Origin of the sequence: Exiguobacterium sp. AB2, from assembly GCF_000696055.1 — a bacterium.
GTDB classification, from domain to species: Bacteria; Bacillota; Bacilli; order Exiguobacteriales; family Exiguobacteriaceae; genus Exiguobacterium; species Exiguobacterium alkaliphilum.
Window position 1 is genome coordinate 41,760 of record NZ_JNAA01000016.1, and the last position, 13,930, is coordinate 55,689.

Sequence of the window (13,930 nt, forward strand, 5' to 3'; positions counted from 1 at the left end):
CCTTAATAAAGTAATAGACTGATGTATAAGCCGAGCAAGGTGATGGTGAGCGTCGGAATCGTCAAGATAATTCCGACTTTAAAGTACTGCCCCCACCCAATCTTGAGTCCTTTTGACCGGAGCACGTGAAGCCAGAGCAGCGTCGCGAGCGAGCCGATTGGGGTGATCTTCGGACCGAGGTCGGATCCGATGACGTTCGCATAAATCAATGCTTCCCGAATCTGACCGGTCGTATTCGTCAAATCGATGGCGAGTGCGTCAATCATGACAGTCGGCATGTTGTTCATGACCGATGACAAGATGGCCGCTAAGAAGCCCATCCCAAACGTCGCTGTGAACGCGTTGACGGCGAACCAGTCGATGAAATTGGCGAGCACTTGTGTCAGTCCTGCGTTTTGCAGACCATAGACGACGATGTACATCCCGAGCGAGAAGAAGACGATCGCCCACGGCGCGCCGCGGAGGACCGTGTTCGTCCGAACGGCCGGTGAACGGTTCGCCATGATCAGGAAGAACAAAGCGATGATCCCGGCAACGATGGAGACGGGGGACCCGACGATGTCGCTCGTGAAATAGCCAATGACGAGCAGGGCGAGCACGACCCACGACATACGGAACATCCGATGGTCTTTAATGACCGAGGCCGGTTCGACGAGCTTCGAGACATCATAGTGTTTCGGAATGTCCTTTTTGAAGTACAAGTACAAGACGAGCAAACTTCCACTGACGGCGAACACGTTGACGAACACCATCCGGGCCGCGTATTCGGCGAACCCGATGCCGAAGAAGTCAGCCGAGACGATGTTGACGAGGTTCGAGACGACGAACGGCAGACTCGCCGTGTCGGCGATGAAGCCGGAAGCCATGACGTAAGCCAACACGACCGCGTCCGGCAATTTGAGCGCCCGCACCATCGCGAGGACAATCGGCGTCAAGATGAGCGCCGCCCCGTCGTTTGCGAACAGCGCAGCGACGAGCGCACCGAGCAACGTGATATAGACGAACAGCTTCACCCCGCCGCCTTTTGCGATACGGGCCATATGTAACGCGGCCCATTCAAAGAAACCAATCTCATCTAAAATGAGCGAGATGACGATGATGGCGATAAAGGTGAACGTCGCATTCCAAATGATGCCCCAGACCGTCCCGACGTCATCAAAATTGACGACGCCGGTGATGAGGGCGACGGCGGCCATCCCCATCGCCGAGTAACCGATGCCGAGGCCTTTCGGTTGCTTGATGATGAGGAAAAGCGTCACTAAAAAAATGATACTAGCAATCCACTGCACAATGTGTTCCTCCAATAACCTCTATTTGTGTTTAGTTAGCAAGTTTGTTGCAGACCGCGAAGGACGAGGCTCACGCCGTCCTCCGTCGATTCGACGTCGAGGGTGACGTTCTCCGCCATCGCTTCGGCGTCTTTCGCAACGGCGAACATGAGGCCGTCGTAATCTTTCACGTCGTCCGTCGCTTCTGGCGCGGCGATATGGAGACCAATCGTCGGACCACAGCACCCTGCCTCCATACAGATGCGGACCGATTTCGTTTCTTCCTCGGCGAGCGCCGCTTTCATAAAGTCGATTGCTTCATTTGTCACCTTCATTTGACTTCCTCCTTGAGTAGTTGGGATAGTGCCGGATAACCGACCGGCAGTTGTTCTTGCCACGACAGGAGTGTCGGGCGCGGTTGCTTACTCACACGGTCGAGCCATTGCGTCTCGCTCGCGACTTTCGCCGTCAGTAGTGTGCTCGTCACGTCGAGCGGTGTGAACGATTGGTTGACGACCCAGGCGAACGGGTGAATCTCGGCCCGTTTCAAATCGACGACGAGCCGTTCCGCCTCATACACCGGTGTCGCCTCTGGGAGCGTCGTGATGACGACGTGCGTCTGTTTCGGGTCACGAAGCTTCGGTAGCAAATCACGCACCGCTTCTGGGACGATGCCAGTCGAGCGTTCGAGCTCCCGGTGATAGCTCTCGGTCGCGTCCAAGAGGAGAAGCGTATGGCCGGTCGGCGCCGTGTCGATGACGACGAAGCGGTCTTTCGCTTTCGCCACTTGACTCGCGAAGGCGCGGAAGACGGCGATCTCCTCGGTACACGGTGACCGTAAATCTTCTTCGAGCATCAAACGCTGCTCATCCGTCATCTCGCCCGCTTCCCGGAACACGTCCATCCGGTACTTCTCGATCTCGACTTTCGGGTCGATCGCGTCGACCGTGAACGTCGACGGCACGTCTTCGCCGATCGTGAAGGCGACGTGCGCCGCCGGGTCGGTCGTCGTCAAGTGGACCGCATGGCCCCGTTCGCTGAGTGCGACGGCAATGAGCGAGGCGAGTGTCGTCTTGCCGACCCCGCCTTTCCCCATCGTCATGACGACGTTCGGTCCGTCCGCTTCCATCGCATCGACGAGCATATCGATCGAGCCGTAACGGCTCGCGTCATACGTCTTGTCCGGGATGGAGACCGTCTCCCCGTTCACCCAGCGACGCAACGCCGGCACGCCGACCAAGTTCTCGTACGCATACGGGAGCGTGAACGTCTCGAGATGGGCGACGGCTTCTGGAAGTTCGCCGAGCGCTTGTTGTTGCCGTTCGATGAACCGTTTCGTATAGCGGTCTGTCCCTTCGTCGAATGCGACGACGCCGTTGATGACGAGTTGCATCCGCTCGATCCCGATGGCGTGAAGCTCGGTCGCGGCACGTGCCGCCTCGACGAGCGTCGAGACTTCAGGGCGGGCAACGAGCAGCAACGTCGTCTCCGCTCCGTTCGACAACGTCTCGACCGCTTGCTTATATTGGTTTTGCTTATCGGCAAGTCCTGCGAGCGGACCGAGACATGAGGCGCCGGTCGTATTCGTCTCTAAAAATTCATCCCACGCACTCGGCAACGTCAATAACCGCAACGTGTGACCGGTCGGTGCGGTGTCAAAGATGACATGATCGTACGCCACACGTGCCTGTTCTGACGTCAACAGCTCGGTGAACTGATCGAACGCCGCAATCTCGACCGTACAGGCGCCAGACAGCTGTTCTTCCATCGACTGGATGGCGACGTCCGGGAGCACGCCGCGATACGGTCCGACCATGCGTTCCATATACTGTTTGGCAGCCTCTTCCGGGTCGAAATTCGCAATCGAGAGCGCGGTGCCAGGCACCGTCCGCGGCGTCTCGTCAAGTTCCATCTCGAACACGTCCTGCAGATTGCTCGCCGGGTCGGTCGAGACAAGTAAGACGCGCTTGCCGCGGTCGGCGAGCGTCAACGCGAGACTTGATGCGGTCGACGTCTTGCCGACGCCGCCTTTTCCCGTCAAAAACACGTAACGGGTCGGCTCGATCGTCTGAAAATCAAAGCGGTCCATAAGCATCCTCCTTATTTTTTGAGCGTGATGCGCACTTTCGGCTTCTCTCCGTCTTGTTTCGCGAACGCCGTGACCGGTAGTCCCGTCAGTTCGGCAATCTCGTCGTTCGTCAAATAGGCGCCGCGCTTAAGAATCGCCCCGTCGACGAGCGTGAGTGGAAGCGTATCAAGCCCTTTCGCGATCTCGGCCTGTACATGCGCGTTTTCGACGAAGCGGTTCGGCTCAGATGCGAGATTGTAACGCGCGACGTCAAAGCCACGTTGTTTCAACACGTAATGGACGGTCGCGATGCGTGTCAGTTCTGGGTCAATCGACGGACCGCACAGTCCGGTCGGACAGCACATGGCCGGTTCGAACACTTCTAGTTTCATTTTCGTTTCCCCCTTAAATGGCACATTCGGTCTCACAGCCACAGTCCGCAACGTCCGTCTCGACGTTGTTCAATAACTCGATGACGATCGGATAAAACGGGCTCGTCTCGTTCAATCGATAGTGAATCCACTGTTTGTCGCGACGCTCCAAAAGAAGCCCCGCTTGCCGCATCATCTTCAAGTGACGGCTGATGGCAGGCTGCGAGATGTCGAAGCAGTCGACGAAACTGCAGGCGCACTGTTCGCCGTCTTGCATCTGCTTGAGCATCGTCAAACGCGTCGCGTCGCCGAGCACTTTGAGCACCTTGCTCAACTCTTCTGCTGTATGCATCTTCATTCTCCTATCTGTATAACAATATCGTTATATAACCTTCACGTTATGAAACTAACATAGTTTTTAACGAGAAGCAATTGTCTTTCCTGAAAAAGTTGGGTATGATAAACGACGTTGTGAAACTAGGTGTCGGCAGGAACACTTTCTTCATATAAAACGCATTTTGATCTTCGTGAGACTCGGAGGTCAAAGTCAAAAATATAGAGAGGTGTGTTCTTTTGGAAAAACTAAATACAGTAAGACAAGATTGGCTCGGCAACGTCCGGGCCGACGTGCTCGCGGGGTTCGTCGTCGCGCTCGCGCTCATCCCAGAGGCAATCGCGTTCTCGCTCATCGCCGGTGTCGATCCGATGGTCGGACTCTATGCCTCGTTCATCATCGCGATGGTCATCTCGATCGCCGGGGGGCGGCCGGGATACTCGCCGGAATCATTCAAATCGCACTCGGTTACTTCGGCATCGCCCGGTTGATGAAATTCATCCCGCGTGCCGTCATGGTCGGCTTCGTCAACGCCTTGGCGATTTTAATCTTCCAGGCGCAGCTGACGAACTTTGAAGGGGAGAGTTGGATCATCTTTGCGCTCATCGCCGGTTCGCTCGCCATCATCTTCTTGTTCCCGCGCATCAACAAAGTCATCCCAGCGCCGCTCGTCGCCATCGTCGTCATGACGATTTTGGCGGTCACGCTCGGGCTTGAGACGAAAAACATTAGCGACATGGGGACGATTTCCGCAACGCTACCGGAATTTTTATTTCCGAACGTCCCGTTGACGTTTGAAACGTTGATGATCATCCTCCCTTACTCGATCTCCCTCGCCTTCGTCGGATTGATCGAGTCGCTCCTGACCGCACAAATCGTCGATGACATGACCGGTACGGATTCGAATAAAAACCGCGAATCGAAAGGTCAAGGCATCGCCAACATCGTCGCCGGTTTCTTTGGCGGGATGCCAGGTTGCGCGATGATCGGCCAATCGGTCATCAACGTCTCGTCCGGTGCCCGTGGCCGCCTGTCGACGTTCGTCGCCGGACTCGCCTTGTTCATCATGATCATGACGATGAGTGACATCTTGATGCTCATCCCGGTCGGCGCGCTCGTCGGCGTCATGTTCTTCGTCTCGTACGCGACGTTTGATTGGGGCTCGCTCAAAGGCCTGCGGACGGCACAAAAATCGGACACGGTCGTCATGCTCGTCACGGTACTTGTGACGGTCATCACGCACGACTTGTCGATCGGTGTGTTCGCCGGGATTTTGACGGCGGCAATCCTCTTTGCAGCGAAGATCTCAAAAGTCGAGCTCGACCGTAAAATTGACCAAGACCGGGCACATTACGTCGTGAACGGCCAACTGTTCTTCGCCTCGACGTCCGAATTCGTCAACCGGTTTGACATCGAAGAAGACACGGAAGCCGGAATCAAACACGTGACGATCGACTTCGCGAACACGCATCTATGGGATGACTCGGCCATCGGTGCCATCGACAAAGTCGTCTTCAAATACCGTGCCCTCGGAATCGAGCCGGAACTGTTGAACTTAAACAAAGACTCGGAAAAATTGCTCAACACGCTCGCACTCCATTTGAAACAACAAGATGCGAACGCCGGACATTGATGAATTTGCTGTCCGTCATGTTGGTCAATCGCATATACTAAAAAGAGACTGTGTGAAAGAGGAGGACTTGTATGGGAAAGGTATTTATCGCGGCAGACGGATCTGCCCACTCGAAACGTGCGCTTGAGAAAGCGATTCAACTCGCCAAGGCGTCAGACGCTACAATCGATCTCGTTCATGTCGTCAGCGCGAAAGAGTCAAAAGAAGCCGCGCTCAACTCGACTGGGAAAATCGACCTCGAGACGAAACGAAAGCGGATGCTACAGCCACTCTTCGATTTGATTGAGTCAGCAGGCGTCGAGTATGAGTACATCGAGCTCCGTGGCGAACCGGACGTCGAGCTCGTCAAGTACGCCAACCACGAACCGTACGAGTACGTCGTCGGGTCGCGCGGGTTGAACGCGTTCCAAGAGTTCGTGCTCGGCAGCGTCAGCCACAAGCTCGCCAAGCGGGCACTCGCCCCTGTCATCATCGTCAAATGAGCCTATCCCTTTCTCCATTTCGAGAAAGGGATTTTTTGTGTCCGATACAGGAACTCACCGCCATATGTGGAATGGAATTAAAGAATACTTTTAAACTAAGGAGGGATTGTCATGGAAATCGCAAACGACCCCGGCATGTTATTGCTCATCTTATTGCCGCTACTCATTTTACAGCTCGTCTTGCTGACGTTCGCGTTAATCGACCTATTTAAGCGAAATGAGACGAACGGGCCAAAGTGGGTGTGGCTACTCGTCATCTTGTTCATGAATATCCTCGGGCCAATCATCTACTTCCTCTGGGGACGGACGAAACGATGAAAGTGGACCATCTCACGAAACGGTTCGGCACGTTCACCGCGCTCGATGACGTCAGCTTCTCGCTCCGTCCCGGCTGTACGTCACTCCTCGGCGAGAACGGGGCCGGTAAGACGACATTGCTCAACATGATGGCTCGGGTGACAACGCCGACGTCTGGTAAACTGATTGGTCATGACAGCATTCGCATCGGTTACTTGCCGCAGCGCCCGGCGCTCTATCCATCACTCACCCCTGTCGAGACGATTCGCTACGCGGGCGAACTGACCGGAACAAAACCGGATCCCGTGAAACTGCTCGCCCGCGTCGGTCTCGAGCCGGTCGACCGACCTGCTTCCCAACTTTCTGGCGGAATGCGGCAAAGGCTCGGCATCGCCCAAGCGCTCGTCCACGATCCGGAACTGCTCTTGCTCGATGAACCGGTGTCGGCACTCGACCCACGCGGCCGTCGCGAGGTGCTCGATCTGTTGAGTGATTTGAAACGCGAGCGGATGATTTTGTATTCGACCCACGTCTTGCCGGATGCCGAGGAAGCGAGCGATTGGGTGTTGTTGCTCCGTCAAGGCAAGCTTCTTATGGAAGGCACAGTTACGGACCTACTTGGGTCGAAGTCGTCGATCCAACTCCGCTTGTTCGCTGACGAGACGACCGAGGACGTTTGGCGAGCGCTACCTGGCGTCGTCCGCGTGACGCGCTCCGGGACGTCGTGGGAACTCGAGACGTCAGCGAAAGACGTGACGGAACAAGCAATCTTGCGAACAATCCTCGAACGTGGCTTGCGTGTCCAATCTCTCCACGTCGGTCATCCGTCGCTCGAGTCACTCTTCTTGGAGGTGAACGCATGAAGACCGCCATCTTTAAACAAGAGTGGAACGAGTCTTGGCGCAACAAACGACTCATTTGGGTCCCTGTCGCGCTCATGCTACTCGCCGCGATGCAGCCGCTCACGCTCTACTTCTTACCCGACATTTTGGCAGCCGGTGGCAACTTGCCGGAAGGCGCCGTCATCGAGATCCCCTCGCCTTCACCGGCCGAGGTGCTGTTGTCGGCTGGTGAACAGTTACGGCAAATCGGACTGCTCGTCGTCCTGTTGTCGGCGATGCATACGTTCAGCCAAGAACGGACGCTCGGTACGCTCGCCTGGCTGAAATCATTGAACATCCCGGCGACGCGCATCGTCGTCAGTAAATGGGGACACTACACGCTCCTTTCGACCGTCTCGCTTTTACTCGCACAAGGAACGGCCGCGTATTATACGTTCATCCTCTTCGACACGTTCAATGTGACAGACTTCCTCGTGTCGACCGGGCTGTTGATCGCCCATTTCGTCGTCCAACTTTCGATTTTCTTCTTGTTCGCGGCCTTGCTCGAAAGTGGCCTCGTCGCACTCGTCATCACGCTCGGCGGCCATCTCGTCTTGTCGCTCCTCATCAGTTGGCTCGAGTGGGACTGGCTGCCGTGGCGGCTCGGCGGTTTGTCCGGGGAAGCGCTTCTTTTAGAAGTGGAGCCTCTATGGACGCTCGCGAGCGCGATGCTTCTCATCGGTCTCTGTCTATTCTTCGCATCGAAAGCCTTGCGCTTTTTGAGCAAATCGTCCTGATGTACATCCCAGAAAAATAGGCCCTTTTCAGTCGTTCATCCCACCTCATTTCGGGTATATAATGATTACAAAATAATTCCAATTCTAACGAATGATGGAGGGACATGAATGAAGCGATATGTGTGGATGGTGGTGCTTAGTTTCGCCATGCTCTTGCCGATTCACGCCGAGGCCGGGTTCGAGACGACACCGGCCGGGACGGTGTACACGGCGACGGACGGGACGCTTTTGACCGGGTGGCAGACGATTGACGGGAAGACGTATTACTTCGATGCGAACGGGATCATGGTGACAGGCTGGCAATTGATTGAGCAGGCTACATACTATTTCAATCCGGACGGCGCCCTCGCCACCGGTTGGCTCTCCCTTGATGGGAAACGATACTATCTCTTTCCGGACGGGAAGATGGCAACTGGTTTTCAACCGATCGATGGGAAGACGTACTTGTTCGGCGTCGACGGCGTGATGCAAAAAGGTTGGCAAACCGTCGCCGGCAAACGCTACTTCTTCCATTCGACCGGTGTCATGTTGACGGGGTTCTGGACCGTATCGAACAACCGGCATTACTTCGCCCCGAACGGTGCCCTCTTGACCGGGTGGCAGACGATTAACGGAAACCGCCATTATCTGTTCGCTGACGGCATCATCCGCACCGGCTTGTACACCGTCAGCGGACAGAAATATCTATTTCTTACGAACGGGAAGATGGCAACAGGTTGGCAGACGCACGGGACGAACGTCTATTTCTTCGGGACGGACGGCATACGTCGTCACGGTCTCCAGACGATCGGCGGAAAAGTGTACGGCCTGCATCCGACGTACGGTTACCGGTTACGTGGCAAGCAAACGCTCGACGGCGTGACGTATCACTTCCATTCGACCGGCGTCCGTGAGACCGGTTGGAAGTATACGACCCAATACGAATACTTCGCGCCCGCCCTCACGAAGAAAACGGATTGGCAATTGATTAACGGCAACTGGTACTTCTTCGATGCGTCCGGTGTCATGTACAAAAACAAGCGCGTCGGCAACGCCACGTTCGGCAGCCGCGGCGCCTATGCCCCTGCCTTGTCAGTTTACAAGATGAACGTCCCGCTCTATCGTCAGTTCCAGATGGGCTATCCGTCCGGCTGTGAGTTCTTCTCGCTCAAGATGGCGCTCGAGAAAAAAGGACGGGTCGTCAGCGCCGAGACGCTCTATCGCGAGATGCCGAAAAGCATGTGGAACGCCCGCTACGAGAATCGATTGTACCGCTGGGTCGACCCGAACGTCATGTTCACCGGCGACCCGAAAGGCACGCTCGGCAAGTATCGGAACTATGGTATCTATCCGAAAGGCATGATCGGTTTCTCGAGCAAATATCGGCCCGTGAAAGACATGTCTGGGCAAGGGCTCGCCTCGATTGAGCGTGAGCTGTCGATGGGGAACCCGGTCATCGTCTGGGCGAGCGTCGATTTTAAGACGCCGTATGGCTATTTCAACTGGTACACGGCCTCGAACCAAAAGTTCACCGGCTTCTTGAACTATCACGTCATGCTTGCGACGGGCTATGACAAGAACAACCTCTATATTAACGACCCGTATCGCGGCCGCTTGGTGATCCCGAAGTCACAAGTGAGCGCCGTCATGGGGGCGACCGGCTGGAAGGCGTTGTCCGTCCGCTAACACTTACGAGTCAGACGTATACGCGTCTGGCTCTTTTTAGGTATTCTGAATCATTTTGAGAAATAAAACTTCCTATTTTCAATAAAATATATTGAATTAAAAATACAGAATGCTACACTTCAACTAAATAAGTGAAGCGCTTACATTTTCTGAAGGAGGAATTTTTATGAAGAAATGGATTGGGGGCATCGCTGCCCTGACGCTCATCACCTCATCGCTCGTCATGCTCGAGACGGATGCTAACTCGGTGCCGAAGAAGCCAAAAGTCGAGCTCGGGGTCGAACGGCTTATGTCCGACACATCGCTACTCGACGGCAAACGCGTCGGCTTAATTACGAACCCGACCGGTGTCGACTCGTCGATGACGAGCATCGTCGACTTGTTCCACAACACGGACAGCTTCGAACTGACGGCGCTCTACGGTCCAGAGCACGGCGTGCGCGGTGACGCCCAGGCTGGGGCCACGGTCAGCTCATACATCGATGAAGTGACCGGCCTCCCCGTCTACAGCCTGTACGGGGCGACGCGGAAACCGACACCGGAGATGCTCGCGGAGATCGATGTGCTCGTCTTCGACATCCAAGACGTCGGCACAAGGTACTACACGTACATCTACACGATGGCGTATGCGATGGAAGCAGCGGCCGAGAACGACATCCCGTTCGTCGTCCTCGACCGGCCGAACCCGCAAGGCGGCCTCCGCGTCGACGGACCTGTGCTCGACCCGGCCTACTCGAGCTTCATCGGTCTCTATCCGATTCCGCTCAAACACGGCATGACCGTCGGCGAGCTCGCCGGCTTGTTCAACACAGAGTATCAGATTCAAGCGGACCTCGAAGTCGTCAAGATGAAAGGCTGGAAGCGTTCGATGCTGTATGAGGACACGGGGCTCCCGTTCGTCATGCCGTCACCGAACATGCCGACGACGGACACGGTCAACGTCTATCCCGCGACCGGGTTATTCGAAGGGACGAACCTATCGGAAGGCCGCGGCACGACGAAGCCGTTCGAGTTGATTGGCGCACCGTACATCAAAGCGCATGAATATGCCCAGACGTTGAATGACCTCGCACTCCCTGGCGTCACGTTCCGCGCCGCCTCGTTCACACCGACGTTCTCGAAGAACGCGGGCAAACTGTCGCACGGCGTCGAGGTGTACGTCACCGAGCCGACGAAGTTCGAGGCGGTCAAGACCGGCATCGCCATGGTGAAGACGGCGCACGACTTGTATCCGGATGAGTTCGAGTTCCTCGCGAACGACTTCATCACCCGCCTGACCGGGAACGCCTACGTCAAGGACATGATCCTCGCCGGCGAGTCGCTCGAGGCGATCATGACGAAAGTCGATGCCGAGCGTGACACGTTCTTGCCGATTCGGAAAGAGTATTTGTTGTATAAATGATTTGAAGGCAGGCTCATCTGAGTCTGCCTGTTTTGTAATGAAATGGTAATACCCATCATTCCCCTTCTCAATATATTATGGAGGTAGATTACTCGAAAAGGAGCCATCCCCTTGAAAAAACCAATCGCACTCCTCACCTCCGCCGCCCTCGCGGCGACGCTCACGTTCACCCCGTCGACGTCCCCGTTGCCGCTCGAACCGACAACGGTCGAGGCCGCTTATACGGAAACCGCCGTCAACACGAAAGGGAGCGTCACCGGCATCAGCCAACTGCCAGTCCGCAAGACCCCGTCACTCTCGGCCGCTCGGCTCGGTCTGATCCCCCGGAACGGCACGATGACGGTGCGGACGTCGTTCAACGTCAACGGCACGCCGTGGTACAAGATTCAATGGGGTGCCGGGTTCGCCTACGTCCCTGCCGCCTACGTGAAGCTGTCGACAGCTGAGGTCGCTTATAAACAGACGGCCTACGTCGCGCCATCGAGCGTCTACTTGAAGTCGGGCGCCTCGACCGTCTCGTCGAACCTCGCCTTCCTTCGCCAAGGCACGAAGTTCGAGACGATCAGCTACCGCTACACCGGTCCGACCCGTTGGTACAAAGTGAAAGTCGGGACGCAAACGGGCTACTTGATGGCGAAACACGTCACGTTCACCGCACCTGCGACCGTGTCCGTCTTGAGCGAGACGAACAAGGAACGCCAGGCGGCTGGTCTGTTGGTTCTCGGTGCCTCGGCGGAAGCGAACCGCGTCGCCCAAGTCCGGGCCGACGAGATGGCGCGCACCGGTCAGTTCTCCCACCAGCTCCGTGAGAACGGGAGCCCGGGTGACACGCTCGACGCCTATAATGTCAGCTATCGCGGTTGGGGCGAGAACATCTATATGGGATCAAGCGATCCGGCGACAGTCGTCCGAGCATGGATGAACTCGAGCGGCCACCGCGCCAACATCTTGAACACCCGTTTCACCCATCTCGGGACAGGTGCGGCCAAAAATGCGCAAGGGCAGACGATTCACGTCCAAGTGTTTTTGACCAAATGAAAAACGGGCTCGTCGTGAGCCCGTCCATTTAACGACGATCGTTTTTCAGACTGTCCAGGTCTTGTTGCGCCTGGCCGGTCTTTTCTTTTGCCGTGCCCTTCACCTGGTCTTTCTTCCCTTCACGCTCGAGCGAACGGTTGTCCGTCGCCTTGCCGGCCGCTTCTTTCGCTTTGCCTGCCGCCTTATCGATCAATCCATCAACTTTTTTGTTCAATCCGTCTTTACTCATGTGTGGTGTCCTCCTTGTGGTATCGTGTCTAATTCATGTACCACTGTGAGAAAAACTCAAACATAGTGCTCTTTGACGAGGACGCGAAAACGCGGGCGGACCGTCAGCTCGATCGTCGTCACCGTCCGGTCCCGGTCCTCGCTCATGACGATCAAGAGCTCGCCATGGTCGCGCCGGTCCTCGAGCACTTCGACCTTGCCGACGGTACGGAGCAGCTGGTAATAAAGGAGCTCTCCGCGCTCGTCTTTGACGTTCACCTCGAACTCGTGATAACTCGGCGACACTTTGAAATAAAACGACTCGCTCCCGTTCGAGAAACGGAACACCGACTCATCATAATAAAACGGGAGCGTCGCATCCATCCGTTTCGGCTCGACCGTGCAAAACAGCGCCCATGCCATCTCGTCAGGGAACTTCTCTCCCGATTCTCCTTTGTTGAATTGCCATCCTTTCATGTGAATCCCTCACTTCATCTTCCGATAGTTGTCTGAATACTCCGGCTATTATTTTTCATTCGACGAGGCGTTGAAAATCCCTGCAAACGGGAACAAATCTTTGTATAGGTTTTCACGAGAAAGGAGCTGCGTTCCCGTGTCCATCATCGCGCTCGACCATGTGACGAAACGGTTCGGGGAGACCGTCGCCTTGAACGATTTCTCCCTCCACGTCGAAGCTGGCACGTTGTTCGGTCTGCTCGGACCGAACGGTGCCGGTAAGACGACCGCCATCTCTGTCATGCTCAACTTGTATCCGGCCGACAGCGGGACAATCCGCATTTTCGGTCAATCGATGCCAAAAGACGAGCTCGCCATCAAACGACGCGTCGGCATCGTCCCGCAACACGTGTCCGTCTATGACCAGCTCACCGTGTTCGAGAACATCCAGTTCTTCGCCGAGCTGTATGGCTTCAAGCCCGACGAGGCGAAGCAGAAGACGCTCGCCGCCCTCGACTTCGTCGAACTGACCGCGCATCAAAAGAAACGTCCGCCGGAACTGTCCGGGGGACTGCTTCGCCGTCTCAACATCGCCTGTGGCATCGTGCACGAGCCCGAGCTCATCTTCATGGACGAGCCGACCGTCGCCATCGACCCGCAATCGCGGAACACGATTCTCGAGAATATCCGTGAGCTCAACCGCCGCGGGGCGACGATTATCTACACGTCTCACTATATGGAGGAAGTCGAGCTATTATGTGACCGGGTCGCCATCGTCGACGAAGGCAGGATCATCGCCGAAGGGACGCAAGACGAGTTGAAAGACCAAGTCATGACGCTCGAGACGGCACGGATCAAAGTCGAGGCGCTCACCCCTGGCCTACTTGACCGGCTCGGGGCGCTCGAACGGGTGCGCCGCGTCGAGTACGAGGAGCCGTACCTTGACGTCTCGCTCGAGAAAGACACCCCGCTCGCGCCGCTCCTTGACGTGCTCCACGACGAACGGGTTCGCTTCACCGCCATCACCGTCGACCGACCGTCGTTGAACACCGTCTTCCTCGCCTTGACCGGCAAGACGCTCCGGGAGTGAT

The 13,930-nt window shown here is 56.2% G+C and carries 15 protein-coding genes and 1 pseudogene; 9 read left to right on the forward strand and 7 right to left on the reverse strand.

What is annotated here, in order from left to right; translation table 11 throughout:
- Nucleotides 1–2 precede the first annotated feature (2 nt).
- The 5 genes from DI14_RS02055 to DI14_RS02075 are packed head-to-tail and all read right to left on the reverse strand — an operon-like array spanning nt 3 to nt 4,059.
- Nucleotides 3–1,289: an arsenic transporter gene (locus tag DI14_RS02055; protein ID WP_034804579.1), complete on the reverse strand. Its 1,287-nt coding sequence runs from the start codon at nt 1,287–1,289 to the stop codon at nt 3–5.
- A gap of 35 nt (nt 1,290–1,324) precedes the next feature.
- Complete coding sequence (locus tag DI14_RS02060; RefSeq protein ID WP_034804581.1) at nt 1,325–1,603, reverse strand: hypothetical protein; 279 nt, start codon at nt 1,601–1,603, stop codon at nt 1,325–1,327.
- On the reverse strand, nt 1,600–3,357 hold the full coding sequence (gene arsA, locus DI14_RS02065) for an arsenical pump-driving ATPase (RefSeq protein ID WP_081825803.1): 1,758 nt from the start codon (nt 3,355–3,357) through the stop codon (nt 1,600–1,602). The genes DI14_RS02060 and arsA overlap by 4 nt, the downstream gene beginning before the upstream one ends.
- A gap of 11 nt (nt 3,358–3,368) precedes the next feature.
- On the reverse strand, nt 3,369–3,728 hold the full coding sequence (gene arsD, locus DI14_RS02070; RefSeq protein ID WP_034804586.1) for an arsenite efflux transporter metallochaperone ArsD: 360 nt from the start codon (nt 3,726–3,728) through the stop codon (nt 3,369–3,371).
- A 13-nt stretch (nt 3,729–3,741) separates the two neighbouring features.
- Nucleotides 3,742–4,059 (reverse strand): helix-turn-helix transcriptional regulator, encoded by a 318-nt coding sequence (locus DI14_RS02075; RefSeq protein ID WP_034804588.1) that lies wholly within the window; start codon nt 4,057–4,059, stop codon nt 3,742–3,744.
- Between the two features lie 221 nt (nt 4,060–4,280).
- On the opposite strand from DI14_RS02075, the pseudogene DI14_RS02080 reads away from it, so the two are divergent.
- From DI14_RS02080 to DI14_RS02115, 8 genes and pseudogenes are all read left to right on the forward strand, one after another.
- Nucleotides 4,281–5,674: pseudogene (locus DI14_RS02080) on the forward strand (SulP family inorganic anion transporter).
- Between the two features lie 71 nt (nt 5,675–5,745).
- Nucleotides 5,746–6,156 (forward strand): universal stress protein, encoded by a 411-nt coding sequence (locus DI14_RS02085; RefSeq protein ID WP_034804590.1) that lies wholly within the window; start codon nt 5,746–5,748, stop codon nt 6,154–6,156.
- A gap of 111 nt (nt 6,157–6,267) precedes the next feature.
- Nucleotides 6,268–6,474 carry a PLD nuclease N-terminal domain-containing protein gene (locus DI14_RS02090; protein ID WP_024370596.1) on the forward strand — a complete coding sequence of 69 codons (207 nt, stop codon included), beginning with the start codon at nt 6,268–6,270 and terminating at the stop codon, nt 6,472–6,474.
- Nucleotides 6,471–7,316 (forward strand): ABC transporter ATP-binding protein, encoded by an 846-nt coding sequence (locus tag DI14_RS02095; RefSeq protein ID WP_034804592.1) that lies wholly within the window; start codon nt 6,471–6,473, stop codon nt 7,314–7,316. Before DI14_RS02090 ends, DI14_RS02095 begins: the two co-directional genes overlap by 4 nt.
- Nucleotides 7,313–8,071: a hypothetical protein gene (locus DI14_RS02100; RefSeq protein WP_034804594.1), complete on the forward strand. Its 759-nt coding sequence runs from the start codon at nt 7,313–7,315 to the stop codon at nt 8,069–8,071. Before DI14_RS02095 ends, DI14_RS02100 begins: the two co-directional genes overlap by 4 nt.
- Before the next feature lie 108 nt (nt 8,072–8,179).
- The gene (locus DI14_RS02105) at nt 8,180–9,736 is read left to right on the forward strand and encodes a C39 family peptidase (RefSeq protein ID WP_034804596.1); all 1,557 of its coding nucleotides are present in this window, start codon (nt 8,180–8,182) and stop codon (nt 9,734–9,736) included.
- A 223-nt stretch (nt 9,737–9,959) separates the two neighbouring features.
- Entirely contained in the window at nt 9,960–11,138 is a 1,179-nt protein-coding gene (locus DI14_RS02110; protein WP_235193370.1) for an exo-beta-N-acetylmuramidase NamZ domain-containing protein, read from the forward strand.
- A 111-nt stretch (nt 11,139–11,249) separates the two neighbouring features.
- The gene (locus DI14_RS02115; protein ID WP_034804600.1) at nt 11,250–12,176 is read left to right on the forward strand and encodes a CAP domain-containing protein; all 927 of its coding nucleotides are present in this window, start codon (nt 11,250–11,252) and stop codon (nt 12,174–12,176) included.
- A 28-nt stretch (nt 12,177–12,204) separates the two neighbouring features.
- Here the strand turns inward: DI14_RS02115 and DI14_RS02120 are convergent, their stop codons facing one another.
- Both DI14_RS02120 and DI14_RS02125 read right to left on the reverse strand, forming a co-directional pair.
- Nucleotides 12,205–12,405 (reverse strand): CsbD family protein, encoded by a 201-nt coding sequence (locus DI14_RS02120; protein WP_034804601.1) that lies wholly within the window; start codon nt 12,403–12,405, stop codon nt 12,205–12,207.
- A gap of 56 nt (nt 12,406–12,461) precedes the next feature.
- Nucleotides 12,462–12,860: a hypothetical protein gene (locus DI14_RS02125; RefSeq protein ID WP_034804603.1), complete on the reverse strand. Its 399-nt coding sequence runs from the start codon at nt 12,858–12,860 to the stop codon at nt 12,462–12,464.
- A 136-nt stretch (nt 12,861–12,996) separates the two neighbouring features.
- Here DI14_RS02125 and DI14_RS02130 point away from each other — a divergent pair, with 136 nt between their 5' ends.
- Entirely contained in the window at nt 12,997–13,929 is a 933-nt protein-coding gene (locus tag DI14_RS02130) for an ABC transporter ATP-binding protein (protein WP_034804606.1), read from the forward strand.
- The last annotated feature ends 1 nt before the right edge of the window (nt 13,930 follow it).